Here is a 21,420-nt window from a genome sequence, read left to right as displayed (position 1 = left end):
AGACTCCGTCCAGTGCACGCTCCCACTATACGATCCGTGCACGTTTTCTCATAATATTTTCGGAGCGCCATTATGAATGATCTGACCAAACGAGAGCCGATCTATGATCCCCAGGAGTTGGAGCGGCTGTTGATATCTAGAGAGAACGCAGGTGATGTCGATGGCATGACCGCTTTGTTTGAGCCGGACGCTGTCATTGAACTCAACGATGGGATGAACGACGGCCAGCTATTGCGAGGTACAGAAGCGATCCATGAGTTTTTCTCCAAACTCCAGGTTACCGGGATAGGACCGGAAGGACGACGATTCAGGCTCGGGGAGCAGCGTCCAGCACTTATTTGCGGTGATTTGGCTCTCACCTCAACGCGGAGCATCGATGGTGACATAACGTCGGAGGTTGCGCGGCGCCAAGCGGATGGAACGTGGCTCTGGGTGATCGACAGGTATTCCGTCAACTGGTGACGGGCTCCAGTCATCAAGGGACCACCGTCTGCCTGGGCTTGCCGTGCGTTGTTACTACTTATCAGCTTGTCTGATAAGTATGAACAAACGCCGCTCGATTGAACGGAAACCGGAGCCAACTTATCAATGATTCTTCGTTCTTGGCATGGCGTCGTGCCTAGTCGACTCGGCGATGCATTTGACCTTTACTTTCGGAAAGTTGTCATCGATGAGATCGAGGACCTGCCCGGCAATCTTGGCGTGTTCTTCCGGCTAGAAACTCAAGGTGAGTTCACCCACATCTTTCTCATTACCTATTGGGATTGTTGGGCGTCTATCCGCCGGTTTGCGGGAGCCAATGCGCACATGGCGGTGACCTACCCAGACGATTTGAAATATGAGCTCATCTCCGACCCTATCGTGCTTCACCAGGAATGCTTAACGATCCAGCCCTGGTATGGAGAATCTTAGCGGCCTCAGAGGCGATTGCATCAGCCTCCCACCACCCGCGCGGAACAGATTTTCACACCGGGATCTGGCCTCAGAATCGGCGAGCGAACTCGACGATCTGTTTAATGGCCTCAGCGGTTTCGGGCGCTTCCAGCGCGCCGTGGTAAACGTGGGGCAGTCCTTCGGCGACATGGAGTGTAACATCGACCCCAACGTTTGCCGCAGCCTCGGCGAGACGTTCGGAGTCGCTCAGCAGAACCTCGGCACCGCCAACCTGGATGAGCAGGGGTGACAGTCCGGTCTGAGAGGCAAACAACGGAGAAGCCGTCGGGCTGCGAGCATCGGCACCGTTCAGATGGGTAACTCCCAGGCTAATGACCGCCTCCCGGGTAAAAACAGGATCTTGTTCGGCGCGCGTGGTCATGGAAGCACCCGAAGCAGTTAGATCGAGCAGTGGGGAAATCAGTAACGTGGCGGCCGGTAACGGTTCGCCAGCGTCGCGAAGCGTATGCAACAGTGCGAGCGCCAGTGCAGCTCCGACTGAGTCGCCGGCAAGAAGCACGTTGGCAGGATCGATGCCGCCGTTGGTTACGAGCCAGCGCCAGGTGGCCAGAGTATCGTCGAAAGCGGCAGGATAAGAATGCTCCGGGGTGAGGCGGTATTCAGGAAACAGCACCCGGCGGCCAGTGGCTCGACCTAAATGAGCAACCATCGGGCCATGACTGCGCAGCGACCCCAAATAATAGCCTCCGCCGTGCAGATACAACATGACCTTCGATGACGTGGCCGCCTCTGGCGGGGTGAGCCAATATGCTGGGACGCCGCCCGCGTCCAGGATATCGACAGCGACGTCATCTGAAAGCGCGCGCAGCTGGCCGACAGGGGCGAAACTGTCGCGGGATACAGCAAGCGGCCGTGGTGGGTTGCTCGCGCGGATAATCCGGCGCTTCTTCAAGAAGTCGATGATTGTCTGCATATCCGGACTGGGCATGGATGCATCCTTCTCGTGATCCACAAAGGTCACGGTTTGCCTGATCGATAGATCGCTGTTTTTTACGGACCGTCCCCGCGTCGAGATTAACAGCTGGATCGCGCTTATTTAGAGGCTCGTTTATTGACCTTGCCGATAGCGGCAAGTTCCTCCACCAGGCGGTCGATATCCCGGGGCGTATTGTAGAGATGTGGAGAAATACGGAAGTAATCGCGGCGCGGCGACACAAAGATTTGCTTCTCGACAAGTCGCTGGACAACAGTTTTGGATTCGATATGCGGGAACTTGCAGCTTACAATCGAGCTACGCGCCTCGCGAGACAGCGGGGAAACCACGTAAATATCGAGACCGGAAATCCCCCTGATGAGCTGGTCTGCCAGCGCCAAATTCCGGTTCATGATGTTGTGGATGCCGATCGCGTGTAGATATTCGATGCTCTCCGCAAGCGCTCCCGCGCACCCGTAAGCCATGGTTGAGAACTCAAAGCGACGAGCGTCGTTATGGTACACGCAACGCTCAGCCTGCAGATCGTAGATTTCGGAATGAGATCTCCAGCCGGTAATACCTGGGTCCATCGCTTGCTGACGCTTGGGTGATATGTACGCGAGGCCGACACCGAATGGGCCGCAGAGCCATTTGTAAGACGTAGTTACCAACGCATCGATAGCAACTTCACGCACGTCGAGCGGCACTGCGCCAAGCGACTGCGACGCATCGACCATGAAAAAAGCACCAACGCGGGCCGCTGCATCCGAGATGCGTTTCAAGTTAAAGCGTTGGCCGGTGGAATACTCGACATGAGAAATGGAAACGACCGATGTTCGTTCGTCGATCGCGGCGATGAGCCCCTCTTCGTCAACGACGCCATCGCGAGCCGCAACGTAATGCATCTCAGCTCCCGTATGGCGTGCCACCCGTGCCCACGGATACGACGTGCTCGGAAATACGATATCGGTTGTTACAATCCGCGTTCCAGCTGGTGGCATGACTGCCCAAGCGATGGATGAGACAAATTCGCTCGCAGATGAAGCAACGGCGATATCATGGGGACCCGCGCCGATGAGCTTGGCAAACGCTCCACGAACCTTGTCGAACACAAGGTCTTCTGCAACCTCGTCAAAATTCAGCGAGCCGTTCTCCGCGATATCGCGCTGCCAGGCTTCGACATAGTCGGACGCGGCCCGCGGCATCAGGGCAACGTTGGCCGCGTTCAGGTATGTCAACTTGGCTGTGGCTGGAAAGTCGGTATCGATTGACATGTGCGTGGAACCGTTCGCTTGAGTTTATGGGCCTGTGCATTGGCACTCCGCTAACGATGTCACTTCGGCTGGATGAATTGGTTGCGCTTTTTGGAAAGTAGAGTTGCCATCTGCTGTCTGACGCCGTCGTCTTGAAGACGATAAAACTTCGTTCCGTACACGTTCCCACCACATTGGCGGAGTGTCATTGTGAGTGATCTAACCAGAAAGAGCAGGTCTACGATCCCCAAGCCACCGGCCTCGAGGATGGGGTATCAATTGACCAGGGCACGGCGCCGGCTCGAGCCGCATGCATGTTGCGGCCCGAGCCTAAGCAGCGCACCGCGTGGCAAGGAAAGTAGATCACGCCCCTGAGTAACGATGCTCTCACTCAAGTCACCAGGGCCAACATTGTAGCCTTTGACGCATTGCGCGTCGTAGCGTTGGTCGAGCCCCTACCCGGTGATTTCAATGGTCGCTTCCACCTCAATCGGTACACCTTGAGGAAGAGCGGCAACGCCAACAGAGGTTCTTGCATGTTTTCCCGCATCCCCAAACACCTCGACCATCAGATCCGAGGCTCCGTTCATCACCAGATGCTGTTCCTTAAAATCTGGCGTCGATGCGACATAGCCGACGAGGCGAATGACGGAGGACACTTTGTCGAGGTCCCCGATTGCCGCCTTTATCTGCGAAAAGATGTTCAAGCAGCAGAGCTGTGCAGCCCTTTGCGCCTCCTCCACGTCGATATTCCTACCCAAGATTCCCACGAACGCGGTTTTGCCATTTAGGCGGGGCACTTGGCCAGCTATGTAGAGAATGCTGCCAGAAAGCTTGAAGGGGACATAGTTCGCGGCCGGAACCGGCGCTGTTGGCATTATCAATCCGCGCTGGATCAGCTGAGCTTCACGCAAGCCTGACATGACATTCTCCAAATCTTGCAACCCCTTCGCTAGAGATTGGCAAGTTCAACAAGCGTCCGAGCGAGAACGCGGGTCCCCGCCACCATGTCGTCGAGCTTTGCGCTCTCCGCTTCGTTGTGGCTTATGCCGCGCCAACAGGGGATGAATATCATTCCGGCCGGTGCGATCTCTGCAATATAGCGCGCGTCATGGCCGGCTCCGGAGGGAAGGCGCATGAACGAATAGTCGAGGCTTTCCACGGCGTTCAAAATTGCTTTTGGAACAGAGCCTTCGAAGGCAACAGGACTTGAATGACGAAGTTCACTTACCGTTACGCCACACTTCCCTACGTTTTCTCGCGCCACGACTGCTATCTGATCGCCCAGAGATCGGAGGGTCTCTGGATCCGGATGCCGAAAGTCGATAGTAAATGCCACTGATCCCGGAATAACCGCCATCGCGCTTGGAACCACATCCATCTCACCAACCGTAAAGCGAACGACATCGTTGGGGTCGTGGAAGACCTTCCGCAATTCGCTGAAAATCTGCATCGCGGCAACCAACGCGTCCTTTCTGAGTCGCTCAGGTGTGTTGCCTGCATGCCCTGCTTCCCCGGTCACCTGGACCTTGAAGCTTCGGTGACCTTGTATCGCCGTGACGATGCCAATGGTCTTGTCTCGCGCTTCGAGTTCGGGGCCTTGCTCGATATGAGCCTCGACATAGTACGCGATAGGCGATTGGAATGCCCTGTGGCCGACGCAGGGATGTTCTTCCATCAATTCCGCGAGCGCTTGCTTCACAGGAATGTTCTGGTTGTTTCTGATCTCTAAAAGCCTCGGCAACTTGGAGGGGTTCGCGTAGGCTTGAGAGCCAAGACATCCAACGCCGAATTGGGCATCGGCCTCCTCTGCTGTCCAGATCACGGCTTCGATCGGGCGTCGTGTTGGAATTCCCGCATCGTCAATTGCCTCGAGCGCTTCGAATGCCGCCAACACCCCGTAAATACCGTCGAACCGCCCGCCATTTGGTTGTGTGTCGCTGTGAGAACCACTCACGACCGGCTCCAAGTCCTTCTCAGTGCCTTCCCGACGCACGAAGATGTTTCCAAAATCGTCCATCTCTGTTCCAAACCCTCGTGCGGTGGCCCAGGACAGGAACAACCGCCGGGATTCCGCGTCTTCCTTGCTGAACGGAAGCCGGTGTACGCCGCCCAGTGGAGTAGCCCCGATGCTCGCCATGTCGAGGTGCCGCTGCCAGAGCCGGTCTTCATCGACGTGGCCCGCCAGCATTTGAAGGGAGTTAGAATTCGCATTTCTGGACATACGGAGACCACCTTGTCGGACTGGGTAACGAACCCAAGCCTTGAACCATCGCTGCCGCGCTCGGCGTGCAATTCAGCCGATTATAGGCATTTCACGAGGTGCGCGCCGGTTCAACAAACTCACGCCATTCGAGGTAACAGCAATGTTTTCCTCGTGCACGGACACGTATCTGCGTGTCTCGCCGTCGACGTCGATTTGATAGGCCATGCTGGGTTCGATGGTCAGAACCATTCCAGGCTCGACGACTGTATCGACGCCGGGCGCGATAGACGGGCTTTCGCACATCCGCAACCCCAGACCATGCCCCATACGTCCAAGCTCAAATGGTTCGAACGGCAGGCCGAATGCCCCTGAAGCCTGTTGCATCGAATCCGACATCTGCTGCCAGATGTCCCCCATCGTGCGCCCCGGTTCAGTCGCGTTGATTCCAACCTCGGTGGCGTTCCAAACAATCTCATAAATCCGCCGAAGCTTTTCGTTGAGGGGCCCGAACGCATACTCCCGATTGAAATCGCAGAAATACCCGTGTCGCGTGCTTCCCGTATCGATCACAAGGACGTCGCCTTCCGAAATCTTTTTGGCCGATGGATCCAGGTTGATGCAGGGGTAGCCGAAGCGTTCCGCCACTCCAATCACATAGGGAGAAGCTTCAGCGCCGCGCTCGAGCAGTTCATGACGGAACGACGTGCATGCCTCGCGTATGCTCATCCCGGCCCGCAACAGGGCGGGCAGCGCCTCATATGCTGAAGACGCAATCTGGCCGATCGCCCGGATCTTTTCCACCTCAGTTGCCGACTTCCGCATCAGCAATTCGCGCAGCAAGGGATACGCGTCGACCAGTTCGGTGGAGGATATTTCGCGCCCCAGCCGAAGAAAGTCGCCGGCCGGCATTGTGAGACGACTTTCTGGACCGAGTTCGGCGCCGACCCGACCATAGCGCAAGGGTACGCTGCTGATGGCATCGCGAAGAAGCGAAATCCCGTCGTCCTCCGGCCGAGGTGAAATCCAAGTACGAACGTCCCTGACCCAGGAAGTGCGCAACGCGATCTCCGAATTGCTGGTCGGAATGATAAGGATGATTTCGCCTTGGCAGGGCAAAACTGCGTATCGCGGTCTCGTCAGGTTTACCCAAGTTGGACTGTTAAACCCGGTGAAATACCTGAAATGGTCTTCGCTGGTGATCAGAATGGCATCAAGGCGGTCACGCAGCATAAGCGTTTGAGCCGCTTCAAGACGGTTCTCATACTCGACGACTTCAAAGTCAAACTCGCTCACGACCTGTCCCTTTATAGTTTTCCCAACTCACCACGTGCTCACTTCGCGTCGAGCAATTTCTCAAATTCGGCTATTGTCTCGGCTTCGAACACGCGTGGTGACGCGTTTTTGGTTTGATCCATCCACCGTTGGCCCCCGGCAGTCAGGACACAAACCACTGGCCGATCACGGTCAAATCCGTCAGCCCTGCAAAGCTTAGGCAGGCACGCAACCGGCAGCGCCGAGCTGCTTTCAACGTTGAGGCCCTCCTCGGCGAGCAAGCACGCTGCATTTTGGATTTCTTCTTCACTAGCAGATAGGCCAAATCCTGCGGATGCTCGGATTGCGTCCAGCGCGTCGTCGCTGCTGACCGTTTCGGAAGTGGATTTCGCCACACTTTGAAAGGGCGGCAATTCGATAGCACTGTTGGACCCACGTGCAAGGGACACCTCGATGGAGTTAGCTTTCTCAGGCTGGGTGGCTACAAGGCGAGGAAGGGTTGCTATGACGCCTGCATCTCGACAATCTACGAAACCTTTAAATGCGCCGTAGAGGCCATTTCCTCGCGCGCATGGGAACAGCATCGCACCAGGGGCTTCCCCGAGCTGTTCAACAACTTCATAGGCGAATGTGCGATAGCCCTCCACGCCGAAAGCATTTTGAACGGGTTTTGCCAAGAACAGGCCAATCGGAAACCAATCCGCCCGGCGTGCAGCCGTCTCAAGTGCAGCAAATCGTAGGTCCCGATCGGTAACGGCAATGCGCGCGCCATAGAAACTGGCCTCCGCCAGAATTCCGGCCGGTGTTCCGTGCGGCACGATCACCATGCTCTCCATTTCCAGGGCTGCCGCGTAAGCTGCAACTGAAATAGCGAGATTTCCCGTTGACGAGACCACGATCTTGCCAAAGCCGAATGACCGAGCGGCATTGGCGGACATCGCGACGAAGCGATCCTTGAACGAGGCTGTCGGGTTCTGCTGCTCAAGTTTGAAATAGAGGTGGGGAATTCCCAGCCGCTTGCCGATGATGCGGGAAGGAATCAATGCTGTTTCACCCGCGCCCAGTGACAGAAATGCGCCTTTGTCTTGAACCGGCAAAAAATCAAGCCAGCGATCGAGCCCTCGTCCGACACGTTTTGTGAAACCATCTGGATTGAGCGGAGCGGCACGCACCAGCTCAAGCAAACCTATTTTGCCGTGTATGGCGCATTCCGGGCAGCCGCGCACCATCGGGCCGACATCATAGACCGTGCGGCACGTTTGACACCGTAGCCGCCAGTCCATCTGGCTCGTGGAAATCATCTTAGTCGCTTCCTCATTTTCAAAAAATGCGCAAGGAAGGCCGTTCGCCGGCGAGGGCGCAACAATATTTTCCTTGTACAGGGGTGCTTAGTTTCGTTCTGGGTCGCCGTGACTCTCAATAACGCGAGCCGAGCTGAGAATGTGAGCGGCCATTGCCTCACGGGCTGCGATCGGGTCACGGCGCTCTATCGCTGAAAGAATTGCGAGATGCTCCTTCACATCGCGTTGCGGCATGAGCGGAGTCTCTCGCATCATCTTTTCCCGATACTCTCGCACTTGCACGACCACCAGATTTATCGATTCAGCCAAAACAGCATTGTGGGCGGCCGTTGCAATAGCCTTGTGGAACAAGGCGTTCTGCTGAAAATAGACCCGGCCGGCTTTTACCTCGCGTTCAACGGCTTTGTGCTGTTGCCGCAGTTCTGTGAGATCTTCAGCCGTGGCGCGCCGCGCTGCAAATTCTGCAGCCTTCGTTTCAAGCGCTTCTCGAACATCAAGAAGATCCAGCAGAGCACGCCTATTGAGCTGATCGACGTCGACACTCCGTCGAATGGAGGCAAAGGGACTGGAGGCCTGCGTGCTCACCACCGCGCCTACACCTTGGCGGTTGGTAACCAGCCCGAGAGTGACCAGGCCACGCATTGCTTCCCTCACAGTCGAGCGGCCCACGGCGAAGGCTTCCATCATCAGTCGCTCCGATGGCAATCGCTCGCCCGGCTTGAGCCGACCATCTCGAATTTCCGTCAAAATCTGATCGAGCACATTTTGACTCATTGACGTGCGCGAGGGGGGTTTAAAGCGCGTCAGCTCTGGCCCGACGCGATCGCTGCTTTCCGCGTGACGTTCGGCCTCCGGCAAGGACTTGGATTTAGTCGAACGACCCACGGAAGTTCCTCCTCGTTAAAACCATGCAGATCCGCTCCGGCGCGGGGCGGCGCTGACTGAACCTAATGCGGGGAAACCGCTGCTGTCACGCCACATGAAATGTGCACCGAAAGCCACGCCTAGGAATTCGACATCTGCTTATCAGACATGTTCTCTAAATGTAAAGCGGGAAAGTTTCTCAAGCGAGCAATTTTAGCTCGTTGGCAAGTGGCCTGCCTCTTTATTGGGCTCACTTGCGGCACACCTTCCCCGCGGTGCCGCTTGGCTCAGAGGGCCAGCTTGCGCAATGATAACAACGTTATAGAGAAATAATCCCTCGACGCATCACAGAAACGCAACTCCGTTTCGGCGCGATCTTCGTCATCAAGGGCGCCTCTCCCTATTTACAGATCGGACACTTGTCTGATAAGCAGATACCTGTAATCGGGCTTTGACCCCAACAAAGGAGGGTAACTATGATTTCCAGGAGAACGTTTCTCGCGACAACGGCCGCTGCTGCCATGGCCGGCACTTTCAAGTCGCACGCCGGCTCTTTCGAAGGCCAAACCCTACGCGTTCAATTCTGGGGCGGCAGTGACGGGCTTGCGATCCAAAAATACGTTGCTGATCCTTTTATGAAGGCCACCGGTGCCAAGGTGGTGGTGGAAGAAGGTGTGACCTCAGCGTCGATCGCCAAGGTCACGGCTCAGAAGAGTGACCCGCAAATTGACGTCGCATTCCTCGACGACGTCGGCGTCTTCGCTCTCAATCGACAGGGGTTGCTTGACAAAATTGATCTGGAAAAAGTGCCGAATGCCAAGGATGTTTATCCAAACTTCATCCTTGATGGGGGATTTGGCATCGGATTCTGGACCTACATCACCACGATTCTCAACAATACAAAAAGTCCGGCCCCAACGTCTTGGGAAGACCTGTGGTCACCAGCCTATGCGGGCAAACTGCTTGTGCCGTCTATAAACGATACGCAGGCTCTCCTTCTGACCGTGATGGCAGCGCAGCTCGGCGGCGGAAGCCTTGAAAATCTTGCTCCGGCGTGGCCGAAATTGAAAGCGCTGAAGCCGCAGGTTTTCTCCTTCATCGAAAACCGAGCGCTTGACGCTCAGGTGCTGCAGGCGGGCCAGGCAACGGCAGCGGTTGATATACCTTCGTACTTCAAGCCATACATGTCCGAAGGGTCCGACATCGGCGTGACGACGGCCTTAAAGGAGGGCTATTTCGCGATTACGGGCGCTGCCGTACTTGTGAAGGGGTCGAAAGGCAACCGCGACCTTGCCCACGCCTTCATCAATCAGGCTCTTTCGCCCGAAGCTCAGGCCGGCTTCGCAACCGACATTTGGTATGGTCCCACCAATCAAAAGACAGTCGTTTCAGAATCCGCCGCGCCCTACGTGGTCCATACACCCGAACAGCTCGCGAAGGCCATTCAAGTGCCACGTCTCGACCTGGTCAGCAAACGGCCTGAGATCGTGCAGAATTGGAACAGGGTCTTCAATAGCTAACTACAACGATCGTAATGGCTGGGATCTCATGCAGTTGAAAACGCGCCTTAAGACTGACTGGCATGCACTTGCTCTATTTGCTCCAGGGGTACTGGTTCTCGTACCACTGGTCGGTGCGTGCTGCATGTTAGTTCGATACAGTTTCAACGACTGGGATCCCATGCAGGCCATGGTGCCTACCTGGACCCTGAAGAACTATTTTTTCATCTTCACCGATCCTGCACAGATCAAGGGACTTCTCACGACACTGAGGATCAGCCTGACCGTCACGCTGGTGTGCCTTATCATCGGCTATCCCGTGGCGGTCGCCATTTCTCGATCCGGCCGCTATCGCGGCTTGCTCATGTTTCTCCTGGTCGCACCTATGCTGACGGACGTCCTTATCCGGGCGTACGGCTGGATGGTGATTTTGGGGCCTAACGGACCGGTCAACAGCTTGATGACGGCGACCGGGCTATGGGCCCAGCCAAAAAGGCTGATCTACACAGAACTCGCTGTGGTTCTGGAGCTTATTCATGAAAACATTCCCTTCATGATCCTGCCACTGGCGGCAGTTCTGGAGCGAATTAACCCGGCCTTGAACGACGCAGCGATGAATCTCGGCGCATCACCTGCCCGTGCATTCTTTCATGTCACTTTGCCGCTGAGCCGCCCGGGTGTCATAGCGGGCACCCTGCTGGTGTTCGCCCTATCGACCAGTGCGTTCGTGGCGCCACTGGTTCTTGGCGGAGGAAACGTCAGCGTCATGACCACCCTTATGCAGCAGTCGATGCTTACAACACTCAACTGGCCGCAAGGCTCTGCGCAATCCGTTGTCCTTGTGGGGCTCGTCCTCATTCTGCTCACGACCTACGGATGGGTGCTTTCAAAGGGAAGGCGCGTCGCATGAGATTCCGCGTCACGAGGAATGGGCTCCTTCTGGCTTATGTTACGGCATTCTTCATTTATCTTGAAGGCCCGCTGGCCGTGATCGTGTTCGCCTCCTTCAACAGTGGCCAGATCGTTCGGATCCCGCCCGACGGCTTTTCGCTAAAATGGTACGGCGCGTTGCTGGATCTTGTGCGGAACACTCCGGGGATGAAGCCGGGTCTGATGGACGCAGTCTTCACCAGTCTTTGGCTGGGACTGGCGAGCACCATTGGAGCGGTGATCGCGGGGACGCTGGGAGCGTATGCACTGCAGCGGTCTAAGCTGCCAGGGACCCAGATACTGCGGCAGTTATTCCTGCTCCCGCTGCTGTTTCCCCAAATCGTAACTGGCATCGGGTTGGTCCTGTGGTTCAGCGCGGTTGGTGGTGTTCCGACCTGGGTGCGACTGTTGCTCGGGCACCTGATCATCACATTGCCCTGCGTCGTCATCACGGTGACCGCAAGTCTCGAGACTCTCGATAGGAGTTTGGAAGACGCGGCCATGAACCTCGGGGCAAATCGGGTCGCAACGTTTTTCTACATCACGCTGCCAAGCATTCGAGGTGGCGTGCTCGCCGGTGCGATTTTCGCATGGCTGACGTCATTTTCAAATTTCACTGTGACGTTCTTCTTATTTTCAGGTGAGATGAACCCGCTTCCTCCCTGGCTGTACCAATACATACAATACTACATCGACCCGGGCGCCGCGGCCCTCTCCACCTGCGTCCTTTTGATTACACTGTCCGTTCTGTTGATGATCAATCGCCTGCAAGCACTCGGTCGAGTGGTGTCGGTGTCCAAATGAGCGTGGTTGAAATGAATGTTTCCGGCCAAAGAAATCCCCGAGCTGATGCTAAACCTGTCCTGGAATTGCAAGGCCTGTCCAAGTCGTTCGGGGCGATGAATGTCGTCAAGGACGTTTCTCTCGACGTCTGGCCGGGAGAGTTTGTTTCGCTCCTTGGCCCGTCGGGATGCGGGAAAACGACCACGCTGCGAATGATCGCAGGTTTTATCCCTCCTAACGAAGGCCGGATCATCCTGGGCGGCAAAGACATAACCGAAGCGCCGTCATACCGCCGCGACGTCGGCCTGCTATTTCAAAGCTACGCACTTTTCCCCCACATGACGGTCCGGGGAAATGTGGGCTTTGGCCCGAAAATGCGTGGCGCAACAAGCAGCGTCATCGCGGACAAGGTTCGCTGGGCCTTGAGCCTCGTCAAACTCGAGGGCTACGAGGACCGCAGGCCGAATGAGTTGTCCGGCGGCCAACAGCAGCGGGTCGCGATCGCGCGTGTCCTGGCCGGTGGAGCGTCGATGTTGTTGCTCGACGAGGCGTTTTCCAATCTCGATGCAAAGCTGCGCGGGCGAATGCAGGAAGAGGTTCGCGAGCTTCAGCTTCGTCTTGGCATCGCGACGGTCCTTGTCACGCACGACCAGGAAGAGGCCCTCGCCATGTCAGATCGCATTGTGATCATGAATGGTGGCAAAGTCGAGCAAATCGGTACGCCCAAGCAGGTCTACAGTGCCCCATCGTCTTTGTTCGTCGCCGACTTCATGGGCCGCTGCAATCGAATCGAAGGAACACTGCGTCAGGATCGACGGGCAAAGACCTGGTACCTCGACTGTGGCGCCTCGGGGACCATCAAGCTCGAAACCATTCCTCATCCCGATGTACGGGAGGGCGAGGAGTGCCCGGTTTTCGTGAGGCCAGAACATTTGAGCCTTACCCAATCCCTGGAGAATCACGAGGGCGAAGGACTCAAGGGCAGGATCGACCGGGTAGTTTATCTCGGGTCGCGATCCGTTGCATATGTAACCTTGGAGGGAAATATTCGGCTCCAGGTCCATCTTCCCAACAAGCCTGGCCTATCGGACGAGTTTTCCATAGATCAACCTGTAGTCGTTGTTCCGCTGCCCAGCGCCGTCACTCCATTGCCTGAATGAGTTATCGGCTCGCTCCTAGCTCAGCTGAGAAACTTTTATTTGGATGGACGCGATGGCAAAGACGCCGAAAGACAGTTTTGACTACATCGTCGTAGGTGCCGGCACTGCCGGATCCGTGATCGCCAATCGTCTTAGTGACGACGGCAAGTCGAATATTCTAGTGCTCGAAGCTGGCGGACCAGATCGCAATCCCTTCCTCCATATCCCCGCAGGTTACGTCAAGACTCTCACCAACCCCCAACTAACCTGGCCGTTCAAATCAGAGCCAAGCCCAGGTAGCGGTGGAAGAGCAATAACTCTTCCCCAGGGGCGAGTTTACGGAGGTTCGAGCTCGCTCAACGGCCTCGTTTACAATAGGGGGCAAGCAGCCGACTTCGATGAGTGGGCACAGATGGGAAATTCAGGTTGGGGGTATGACGATGTTCTTCCGTACTTCCGTCGATCGGAGCGACGCATTGGTCCGGGTGAAGCGCGCTACCACGGGCGCGAAGGAAATATCACTGTAAGTGACCCCAACTGGAAGAATGAACTTTGCGAGGCCTTTATCGAAAGCGTGGAGACGACAGGAATCCCGCGCAATCCAGACTACAATGGCGAGGCGCAAGCGGGTGTGGGCTACTTCCAGCGCATGATTGGGGGCCGTTTCCGGATCTCGGCCGCCACAGGTTTCCTTCACCCCGCCCTGAAACGTAAAAACGTGCAGATCCGTCCCTTCGCGCAGGCGTGCGACCTCCTTATCGAAAATGGCCGGGTCTCAGGTGTCTGGTACTTCAAGGACGGCAATCCGTCGCTGCGCACGCTCGTGCACTGCCGGCGCGAGGTGGTCCTCTGCGCGGGTACGATCAACACGACGCGCCTCGTGCAGCTCGCCGGGATCGGGGACGGGGCGGTGCTCTCGAAAGCTGGCATTGAGACCCGGCACCATTTGCCCGGTGTGGGCCAAAATTTTCGCGATCACTACTTCATTCACATCAATCAACGGATGAAGAAGGGCGTTCTGTCCCTGAACCAGCAAGCGAAAGGATGGCGGCTTGGCGTCGATATCTTGAAATGGCTGGCAGGGGCGCCGAACATCCTCTCTCTCAGTCCGTCGGTGGTATACGCGTTTTGCAAGTCGCACGCCTCGGTCGACAGGCCAGATCTACAGTACATTTTTACGCCCGGAAGCTACAAACCGGGTCATGTTTACGTTCTGGATGATTTCCCTGCGGTCACCTGCGGGTTCAGTCAGCACCGTCCTGAAAGCGTTGGGTACATTTCCGTCGCGTCGCCTGATCCAACGGCATCTCCGGTCATCCAGCCAAATTACCTTTCGGCTTCTACGGATCAAATCGTTGCAGTCAGGGCACTTCGGTTGGCTCGCACCTTTCTCGCTGCAAAGCCCCTCGCTCGTTTCGCGGAGGGCGAGGAGGAGCCTGGGCAATCCGTTCAAAGCGGCGAAGCATTGTTGGACTTCGCGCGACGCACCGGCAATACCGGCTATCACTTTGTAGGCGCCTGCAGCATGGGCCCGCGAAGCGACGCCCGAGCTGTGGTCGATCCGGAACTCAGGGTTCACGGGCTCACCGGGCTACGCATTGTCGATGCATCTGTGATGCCCACCATGCCATCCGCAAATACATATGCCTCCACACTCATGATCGCTGAAAAAGGCGCGGACCTCATACGAGGTATCTCGCACGCCGGATCGACACTGATGGCGGACGGAATAAGCGTGTCCGCTTGATAAGAGGTTCTCAAATGTACCAAGACACCCTGCTGCACATTGATGGCACCTGGCGCTCGGGATCGGCCAGCGAGACCATTTCGGTGATCAACCCTGCTACCGAAGAAGTGATTGGAACGGTTGCCAAAGCAAATGAGAGCGATCTTGAAGAGGCCGTGACTGCAGCCCACCGGGGCTTCTTGGTTTGGCGAAAAATACCTGCGCTCGAACGAGCAAGGGTCATGCTTCGCGCTTCTGCCTTTCTTCGCGAACGTGAAGGCAAGATTGCCCGATTGATCTCGATCGAACAGGGCAAGCCACTCCATGAAGCTCTCAACGAAGTTCGGTCGGCTGCAGAAACGAATGACTGGTTCGCCGAGGAAGCAACGCGCACGTATGGCCGTGTCATCCCTTCCCGTGGAGAAGGCATTCATCAGTTCACGGTTCGTGAGCCGATAGGCCCCGTTGCAGCTTTTACGCCCTGGAATTTTCCCACAATTCAAATCGTCTGCAAAATGTCGGCGGCATTGGCGGCTGGATGCTCGGTAGTCATCAAGGCGCCGGAGGAAACGCCGGCCTCTCCATCAGAACTTTTGCAAGCATTTATCGACGCGGGCGTCCCTGCAGGAGCGATCAATCTGGTTTTCGGTAACCCCGCGCAAATCTCAAAATATCTTATTTCACATCCGCTTATTCAAAAGGTCTCGTTTACGGGCTCAACCGCGGTGGGAAAGCAGCTCGCTTCGCTGGCAGGGCTGCACATGAAACGTGCCACGATGGAGCTTGGGGGACACGCGCCGGCGATCGTTTTCGCCGACGCCGATCTCGATGCGGCGGTCGATAGCCTGAGTTCCGCGAAATTCAAGAATGCTGGCCAGGTGTGCATATCGCCCACCCGGTTCCTGATTCAGGAATCCATATTCGAAACTTTCGTTGAAAGATTCTCCGCGAAGGCGGCGGCTATCAAGGTCGGCGACGGACTGACCAGCGGCACGATGATGGGGCCGCTGGCAAATAACCGCCGTTTGGAAGCCATTGATGCTTTTGTGTCGGATGCCTTGCAATCCGGCGGCGAAATCAGGACCGGTGGCAAGAGGATAGGCAACCGCGGCTATTTCTACGAGCCCACGGTGATCGCTAACCCTTCCAATGACGCTAGGACGATGAATGAGGAGCCTTTTGGGCCTGTCGCCCTGGTCAGGCCCTTCGGGACATTTGATGACGCGGTCCAGGAAGCAAATCGGCTCCCCTACGGTCTAGCTGCCTATGCCTACACCGGCTCGGCAAAAACCGCCGCCGCCGTGGGATCGGCCGTCGAAAGCGGAATGGTATCGATCAATCATCTGGGCCTGAGCCTTCCGGAAACGCCTTTTGGCGGGATCAAGGATTCTGGCATCGGGTCCGAGGGGGGCACGGAGGGAATAGACGCCTACTTGTCCACCAAATTCATCTCGCAAATCTAGGATTTGAGACGTTGATCGCGGAGTGGTTTTGATGTTTCGGCGTTTCTCTCAGTTCACAAGTCGGGAATGGTACAGCTCGGATCGCGTCCATGAAAACATATGGAAAATCCGTGAGACGTACATAGACGAAGGTCACGGCTGCAATATGTGGCTGGTGCGAGGGCGCGACAGAAATCTGCTTTTCGACACGGGGTTTGGATTTGTTTCCCTGCGCCGCTTTATTGGCGAGGAAGTCAGCCGGAATGTCGTGGCGGTCTCGAGCCATAGCCATTGCGACCACATCGGCTGCAATCACGAGTTTGAGTGCCGTTGCGCCCACTCTGCCGAGGCCGGCGTTTTGGCGAACCCCACCGCAGCCAACACGATCTACGAGCCCTATGCGGTGCCGGAGATGGTTGGCGTTCCGATCGATCCCCTTGAGATCAAAGACCATAGGATCGCCCCCGCTGCGCCGACAAGGGTCCTGGAAGATGGAGATGTCATCGACCTAGGTGATCGGGCGTTTGAGGTGATCCACGTACCTGGACATTCGCCGGGATCGATCATGTTGTACGATCGCGCAGACCAAATCTTGTTAAGCGGTGATGCCGTTCACAACGGGTCACGCGGAATTGGACGCACCAGATGGTACCACTCAGATCATGATCAGTATCTGGCGTCTTGCGAGCGGATCCGTAACTTGCCCGTACAAGCGTGTCATGCCGGGCATTACCCAAGTTTCGACGGCAAACGATATTTGCAGATCGTAGAAGAGTTTATCGATCGGCAGCAATGAGTTTCGGTTTTTCGATTTAAAATATTACGGCAGCCGTTCAAAGAGGAGGGAACATTGGCGCATTTATGCATAAACCCTGAAGGAATAGATGCTCCCAACAACTACACCCATGTCATAATAGCGCGAGGGAGCCGAATGGTGTTCATTGCCGGACAATACCCGGAAGACCCCAGCGGCAAGCTTGTTGGTAAAGGCGACATGGCGAAACAGGCGGCTCAGGCTTTCGCAAATTTGGACTTGGCTCTGCGCGCTGCGGGCGCCAAGCCAGAGGACGTAACGCGGCTTGGCATCTATGTGGCGAAGTACAAGCATGAATATCTGGCGATGATTGATCCCGGCCGTCGGGCCGTGTTCGGAAACCATCATCCAACGGACGTGCTCGTAGGCGTGGAAACGCTCGCATACCCGGAATACTTGATTGAAGTAGAAGCGATTGCAGTGATCCCGGACGACGCGGCGCCATAAACGCGCGTAGACCTCGCGGTCTGATGCTAAGAACTCTTGCATTTCTGCTGCGCGGTTTCCTTAGACCCGCAATGTCAGCAGGCTCCGTGTGCGGGCGCTGCGTAATTACAGAGTCGAGTTCGCCGAACCATTCCGACCTCGGCTTCCTTGTCCAAGATTGTCACTGTCCCGCTACCGGCAAGCTATCTGCGATTGATGGCCTCGGTCGCCGCCTTGCGCGTCGAAGCCCGACCGGTGCCGCGTCTTGATGGACATAGAATTCGTGCCGGCAAGCGAGCTTCATTGACGCAAGCCCGGATCTTTCACGATCGTGGCAGTTGCAGGTGTAAGAGATATTTGCGCTCAACCCGTCGGAAAACCGCGGTTATCAGAAAAGTAAGCGCCAGGTAGATGACGGCAGCGGTCAACAGGCCTTCGGAGGCGAGGTAATATTTATTGTTGAGCATCCTGCCTGCGCCGAGGATGTCGATAATGGTGATCGTGCTCGCAATGACACTGCTATGCAGCGCGAAGATCACCTCGTTGGACAGAGACGGCAGAGCCTGGCGCCAGGCTGACGGGAAAACGATCAGCCAGAATTGTTGCAGGCCGGACAAGCCTAGTGCTTTGGCAGCCTCCACCTGGCCCTGCGGAACGTTCTCAATTGCCCCCCTGAGGATTTCCGTCAGATAGGCGGCCGAGCAGATCGCGATGGAAATGAAGGCACACCACCACGCCTCACGGAGCACCGGCCAAAGAAAGGAGTGGCGCACGGCATCGAACTGGGCGGCTCCGTAGTAGAGAAGATATAGCTGAAGGAGCAGCGGAGTTCCGCGGAAGACATAGGTGTAGCAAAACACCAGCGGGCTAAGGATGCGGACCTTCCGTGCCCGGATCACGGCCAAGGGAATGGCGAGAGCGGTAGCAAGCAGCAGCGGTATCGAAACAAGCAGGAGCGTGTTCACCAGGCCTCGAGCAAACAGATGCCAATTGTCGAGGATCACTCTGAAGTCGATAGGCGAGACAGCTTGGAAGCGGGACAACGCCTCTACCATATCACACGGGACCCGAAATACGTAGCCGCCGCGTCAGGATACCCAGCCCCAGATCCGAGGCCGCCGTCATAGCCAGATAGATGACGAGGACGATAACGATGAACGAAAAAGGCTGATGCGTTGCCCGCCCGGCAGCGTTGGCTTTGTTGACGATATCCTCTAGTCCCATCACCGAGGCTAGAGCCGTTGTTTTCATAAGGCTCAACCAATTGTTGGAAAAGCTCGGCAGGGCGTAGCGGACGAGCTGGGGCCAGATAACCACCCTGAAGAGTTGCCATCTGCTCAGGCCGAGAGCTTTCCCGCCTTCGCTTTGACCCCGCGGGATTGCCAGATAGGCGCCTCTAAAGGTCTCTGTCATGTAAGAGCCGAAGATCACGCCAATCGCCACAACGGCCACCGTAAATGGGTCGAGGTTCATCCGTGTCCACAAGCCCGTAGTGATACCAATCCAGTTCGCGAACGCCTGCCCACCATAATAGAGAAGCAGCATCAGGACGAGGTCCGGGACACCCCGGACCAGCGTTGTGTATGTCTCGGCCGTCCTTCGCAGAGCCGTGACCGACGATGACTTGCCCCATGCGCCAAGCAGTCCCAACCCTGTCGCAACCACGAGCGAGCAGACGCTCAATGCGACGGTGACGTAGATGCCTCGCAGAACGAATGGCAGGTAGTCGCCCGCGCTAGCCACGGTCAATCACCTTCCCCGCCTGTTTAGCGCGCCGGAGTGCGTTTGCACCGGGTCACTTGCCGTAGATGTCGTAGCTGAAATATTTGTCGTTAATGGCCTTGTAGGTGCCGTCTTCGCGGACTTCCTTGATGGCCTTGTTCAAGGCCTCGCGAAGCTCCGTGTCCTCTTTCCTGAGGCCGATACCGACGCCTTCGCCAAAACAACCCGGGTCGCTGATGGAATCGCCCTGGAAGCTGAACCCTTTGCCGCGCTCGGTTTTCAAAAGGCCAAAGTCGAGCTGGATCTTGTCTGAGAAGACGGCATCCAGCCGGCCCGAGCTGACGTCAAGGAACATCTCTTCGGAGTTCTGATAGACTTGGATGGAGGCGTTGGGGTAGGCCTTCTCCAGATAGCATTCCGACACACCTGGAACCGTGCCGACCTTCAGCCCGCCAAGTGTCTTGTCGGAAAAATCGATCTTTGTCTCATCGGGTGCAACGAAGGAGGCGGCGGTCTGATAGTATGGATCGGTGAAGTCGATCTGCTTCTTGCGTTCCTCGGTGATGGACATGGAGGCGAAGATGCCGTCGAACTTTTTCACCAGCAGCCCGGGGATCATCCCATCCCAGTTCTGCGCGACGAATATGCAGGTGCGATTCATTTTCTTGCACAGAGCCTGCCCCAGATCGACCTCGAAGCCCGCGATCGATCCGTCCGCGGCTCTAAAGTTGAACGGCGGATACGCTGCCTCGGTTGCGAGTGTTATGTCCGCGGCCGCCGCTACGATCGGGGTGAGAGCAATTCCGACAGCGGCAATGAAGCCAAGCAGTTTGTTTTTCATATTTTATTCCCCTCAGTTTAGTATCCTGGTAGCGAGTTGACGGACCGCCCCTTGAGCCCATCGGCAAGTCGAATGCTCACCGCCCTCTGTCTCGAGGGTCACTCGGCCGCTTCGGTCCATCTGTGGCTCTAACGTTGGTCAAGCCGACGTCGCGTGCGTTACCTAAATCCTCAAGCCAGGTTTCCAAACTAGGCAACTAATCGATGGCCTCATGTGCTAGGGCCGCGCAGGTCGATCGGAATTATTGTTTTGCTTGGGGAGATGAAGTTGACGCGAGTCGTGCCGCTTGAGCAGATCTTGAAGGCCCTGCCAGACATCGATGTCGTGGCCGAGATCGAGCGTGGGTTTGTCGCCTTGTCCGAGGGCAAGGTCGAGGTTCCTCCTGTCGGCGAACTACTTTTCCCGGACGAAAACGGCGAACTTCATATCAAATATGGCGCCGTGCGCGGTGACGACGTCTTTGTCGTGAAGCTCGCGACGGGATTTTTCAACAATCCGCAACTGGGCCTGCCGCCCTTCTCCGGCTGCATGCTGGTGTTTTCCGCAAAGACCGGGCAAATCGTCTGCGTCCTGCTCGAAGACGGCGAGCTAACCAATCACCGGACAGCGGCCGCGGGCGCCGTCGTAGCCCGTCATCTTGCGCCGCCGAATTTGCTAACCATCGGCATTTGCGGCTCGGGCGTTCAGGCGCGCCTGCAGGCCGACTACCTGCGCCGCGTGACGGAGTGCCGAAACCTCGTTCTGTGGGGGCGCGACGACGCGCGAGCGGCAGACGCGGTGCGCGATATCGGGCGGATGGGCTACACCGCACGCGTTGCAGCAAGTCCAGAAGAAGTAGCCTCCTGCGCGCAACTGATCGTCACGACGACCGCGTCCCATGAGCCTTACCTGCTCGCCAGCTTCGTGAGGCCGGGCACCCATATCACCGCGATGGGTTCGGATACGCCCGAAAAGAGCGAGCTCGATCCGATGCTCCTGAGAAATGCCAGCATGGTGGTTGCCGACAGCATACAGCAGTGCCTGCTGCGCGGCGAGATCCATACAGCGATTGGAGCCGGCGCCATAGACGGCGACCGCGTCGTCGAACTCGGGAATGTCATTTCCGGAAAGGTTGCCCAGCGCTCGCGCGCGGACATCACCGTCGCCGATCTGACGGGCGTGGCGGTCCAGGATATCATGATCGCCAAAGCGGTTGTCGCCCGTTTAATCTAGAGGGCTCGTATAATCTAAAGGGCTCGTATGAGAAGTCCGACTTTCGTCCCGGCGGAAGCCAGACACGTAGCGAAAACGGCGTCGCCGTACTGAACGGGGTGCGGAACAATGGAAACGACGCAG

21 protein-coding genes are annotated in these 21,420 nt (G+C 56.8%); 11 read left to right on the top strand and 10 right to left on the bottom strand.

The window, feature by feature from the left end; translation table 11 throughout:
• Positions 1–72: 72 nt before the first annotated feature.
• Complete coding sequence (locus NKI61_RS11190; RefSeq protein WP_352839508.1) at positions 73–462, top strand: YybH family protein; 390 nt, start codon at positions 73–75, stop codon at positions 460–462.
• A gap of 126 nt (positions 463–588) precedes the next feature.
• Positions 589–912 carry a hypothetical protein gene (locus NKI61_RS11185; RefSeq protein WP_023808172.1) on the top strand — a complete coding sequence of 108 codons (324 nt, stop codon included), beginning with the start codon at positions 589–591 and terminating at the stop codon, positions 910–912.
• Between the two features lie 70 nt (positions 913–982).
• Here NKI61_RS11185 and NKI61_RS11180 read toward each other — a convergent pair whose 3' ends face one another.
• The 7 genes from NKI61_RS11180 to NKI61_RS11150 all read right to left on the bottom strand — a co-directional run bounded on the left by NKI61_RS11180 (position 983) and on the right by NKI61_RS11150 (position 8,784).
• On the bottom strand, positions 983–1,882 hold the full coding sequence (locus tag NKI61_RS11180; RefSeq protein WP_032906311.1) for an alpha/beta hydrolase: 900 nt from the start codon (positions 1,880–1,882) through the stop codon (positions 983–985).
• A gap of 104 nt (positions 1,883–1,986) precedes the next feature.
• The gene (locus NKI61_RS11175) at positions 1,987–3,141 is read right to left on the bottom strand and encodes an aminotransferase class V-fold PLP-dependent enzyme (protein ID WP_023808170.1); all 1,155 of its coding nucleotides are present in this window, start codon (positions 3,139–3,141) and stop codon (positions 1,987–1,989) included.
• 434 nt (positions 3,142–3,575) lie between these two features.
• On the bottom strand, positions 3,576–4,043 hold the full coding sequence (locus NKI61_RS11170; protein ID WP_023808169.1) for a RidA family protein: 468 nt from the start codon (positions 4,041–4,043) through the stop codon (positions 3,576–3,578).
• Positions 4,044–4,072: 29 nt separating this feature from the next.
• On the bottom strand, positions 4,073–5,344 hold the full coding sequence (locus NKI61_RS11165) for a M20 family metallo-hydrolase (RefSeq protein ID WP_031209070.1): 1,272 nt from the start codon (positions 5,342–5,344) through the stop codon (positions 4,073–4,075).
• Between the two features lie 72 nt (positions 5,345–5,416).
• Entirely contained in the window at positions 5,417–6,619 is a 1,203-nt protein-coding gene (locus NKI61_RS11160; RefSeq protein ID WP_023808167.1) for a M24 family metallopeptidase, read from the bottom strand.
• 38 nt (positions 6,620–6,657) lie between these two features.
• On the bottom strand, positions 6,658–7,899 hold the full coding sequence (locus tag NKI61_RS11155; protein WP_023808166.1) for a pyridoxal-phosphate dependent enzyme: 1,242 nt from the start codon (positions 7,897–7,899) through the stop codon (positions 6,658–6,660).
• A gap of 87 nt (positions 7,900–7,986) precedes the next feature.
• Positions 7,987–8,784, bottom strand: a complete 798-nt coding sequence (locus tag NKI61_RS11150) for a FadR/GntR family transcriptional regulator (protein ID WP_155927420.1) — start codon at positions 8,782–8,784, stop codon at positions 7,987–7,989.
• Positions 8,785–9,239: 455 nt separating this feature from the next.
• Between NKI61_RS11150 and NKI61_RS11145 the strand changes: the two genes are divergently transcribed.
• From NKI61_RS11145 to NKI61_RS11110, 8 genes are read left to right on the top strand one after another with little or no spacing between them, the layout of a single operon-like run.
• Positions 9,240–10,283, top strand: a complete 1,044-nt coding sequence (locus NKI61_RS11145; protein WP_081725602.1) for an ABC transporter substrate-binding protein — start codon at positions 9,240–9,242, stop codon at positions 10,281–10,283.
• Positions 10,284–10,317: 34 nt separating this feature from the next.
• Positions 10,318–11,172 carry an ABC transporter permease gene (locus NKI61_RS11140; protein WP_032906309.1) on the top strand — a complete coding sequence of 285 codons (855 nt, stop codon included), beginning with the start codon at positions 10,318–10,320 and terminating at the stop codon, positions 11,170–11,172.
• Entirely contained in the window at positions 11,169–11,996 is an 828-nt protein-coding gene (locus NKI61_RS11135) for an ABC transporter permease (RefSeq protein WP_023808162.1), read from the top strand. Before NKI61_RS11140 ends, NKI61_RS11135 begins: the two co-directional genes overlap by 4 nt.
• Positions 11,993–13,135 (top strand): ABC transporter ATP-binding protein, encoded by a 1,143-nt coding sequence (locus NKI61_RS11130; RefSeq protein ID WP_023808161.1) that lies wholly within the window; start codon positions 11,993–11,995, stop codon positions 13,133–13,135. Before NKI61_RS11135 ends, NKI61_RS11130 begins: the two co-directional genes overlap by 4 nt.
• A gap of 52 nt (positions 13,136–13,187) precedes the next feature.
• Positions 13,188–14,861, top strand: coding sequence for a GMC family oxidoreductase (locus tag NKI61_RS11125; RefSeq protein WP_352839503.1), 1,674 nt, complete (start codon positions 13,188–13,190; stop codon positions 14,859–14,861).
• Positions 14,862–14,875: 14 nt separating this feature from the next.
• Entirely contained in the window at positions 14,876–16,303 is a 1,428-nt protein-coding gene (locus NKI61_RS11120) for an NAD-dependent succinate-semialdehyde dehydrogenase (RefSeq protein WP_352839502.1), read from the top strand.
• A 31-nt stretch (positions 16,304–16,334) separates the two neighbouring features.
• Positions 16,335–17,078, top strand: a complete 744-nt coding sequence (locus tag NKI61_RS11115; RefSeq protein WP_023808158.1) for an MBL fold metallo-hydrolase — start codon at positions 16,335–16,337, stop codon at positions 17,076–17,078.
• Between the two features lie 54 nt (positions 17,079–17,132).
• A complete protein-coding gene (locus tag NKI61_RS11110) occupies positions 17,133–17,543 on the top strand; it encodes a RidA family protein (RefSeq protein ID WP_050593036.1) in 411 nt (136 codons plus the stop codon).
• 302 nt (positions 17,544–17,845) lie between these two features.
• Here NKI61_RS11110 and NKI61_RS11105 read toward each other — a convergent pair whose 3' ends face one another.
• From NKI61_RS11105 to NKI61_RS11095, 3 genes are read right to left on the bottom strand one after another with little or no spacing between them, the layout of a single operon-like run.
• On the bottom strand, positions 17,846–18,526 hold the full coding sequence (locus NKI61_RS11105; RefSeq protein ID WP_245276635.1) for an ABC transporter permease: 681 nt from the start codon (positions 18,524–18,526) through the stop codon (positions 17,846–17,848).
• Between the two features lie 52 nt (positions 18,527–18,578).
• Positions 18,579–19,265, bottom strand: a complete 687-nt coding sequence (locus tag NKI61_RS11100) for an ABC transporter permease (RefSeq protein ID WP_031209059.1) — start codon at positions 19,263–19,265, stop codon at positions 18,579–18,581.
• A 52-nt stretch (positions 19,266–19,317) separates the two neighbouring features.
• The gene (locus NKI61_RS11095; RefSeq protein ID WP_023808154.1) at positions 19,318–20,085 is read right to left on the bottom strand and encodes a transporter substrate-binding domain-containing protein; all 768 of its coding nucleotides are present in this window, start codon (positions 20,083–20,085) and stop codon (positions 19,318–19,320) included.
• 267 nt (positions 20,086–20,352) lie between these two features.
• Here NKI61_RS11095 and NKI61_RS11090 point away from each other — a divergent pair, with 267 nt between their 5' ends.
• Positions 20,353–21,297: an ornithine cyclodeaminase family protein gene (locus NKI61_RS11090; RefSeq protein ID WP_031209058.1), complete on the top strand. Its 945-nt coding sequence runs from the start codon at positions 20,353–20,355 to the stop codon at positions 21,295–21,297.
• Positions 21,298–21,420 lie beyond the last annotated feature (123 nt).

Source organism: Mesorhizobium sp. M0514, from assembly GCF_040321145.1.
Classification (GTDB): Bacteria; Pseudomonadota; Alphaproteobacteria; order Rhizobiales; family Rhizobiaceae; genus Mesorhizobium.
This window is presented reverse-complemented; position numbering and strand designations above follow the sequence as displayed.

Coding starts and splice junctions, on each gene's coding strand:
- NKI61_RS11185 (WP_023808172.1), top strand. CDS start 589: ATGATTCTTCGTTCTTGGCATGGCGTCGTGCCTAGTCGACTCGGCGAT.
- NKI61_RS11115 (WP_023808158.1), top strand. CDS start 16,335: ATGTTTCGGCGTTTCTCTCAGTTCACAAGTCGGGAATGGTACAGCTCG.
- NKI61_RS11125 (WP_352839503.1), top strand. CDS start 13,188: ATGGCAAAGACGCCGAAAGACAGTTTTGACTACATCGTCGTAGGTGCC.
- NKI61_RS11130 (WP_023808161.1), top strand. CDS start 11,993: ATGAGCGTGGTTGAAATGAATGTTTCCGGCCAAAGAAATCCCCGAGCT.
- NKI61_RS11145 (WP_081725602.1), top strand. CDS start 9,240: ATGATTTCCAGGAGAACGTTTCTCGCGACAACGGCCGCTGCTGCCATG.
- NKI61_RS11165 (WP_031209070.1), bottom strand. CDS start 5,344: ATGTCCAGAAATGCGAATTCTAACTCCCTTCAAATGCTGGCGGGCCAC.
- NKI61_RS11170 (WP_023808169.1), bottom strand. CDS start 4,043: ATGTCAGGCTTGCGTGAAGCTCAGCTGATCCAGCGCGGATTGATAATG.
- NKI61_RS11120 (WP_352839502.1), top strand. CDS start 14,876: ATGTACCAAGACACCCTGCTGCACATTGATGGCACCTGGCGCTCGGGA.
- NKI61_RS11155 (WP_023808166.1), bottom strand. CDS start 7,899: ATGATTTCCACGAGCCAGATGGACTGGCGGCTACGGTGTCAAACGTGC.
- NKI61_RS11180 (WP_032906311.1), bottom strand. CDS start 1,882: ATGCCCAGTCCGGATATGCAGACAATCATCGACTTCTTGAAGAAGCGC.
- NKI61_RS11190 (WP_352839508.1), top strand. CDS start 73: ATGAATGATCTGACCAAACGAGAGCCGATCTATGATCCCCAGGAGTTG.
- NKI61_RS11095 (WP_023808154.1), bottom strand. CDS start 20,085: ATGAAAAACAAACTGCTTGGCTTCATTGCCGCTGTCGGAATTGCTCTC.
- NKI61_RS11135 (WP_023808162.1), top strand. CDS start 11,169: ATGAGATTCCGCGTCACGAGGAATGGGCTCCTTCTGGCTTATGTTACG.
- NKI61_RS11175 (WP_023808170.1), bottom strand. CDS start 3,141: ATGTCAATCGATACCGACTTTCCAGCCACAGCCAAGTTGACATACCTG.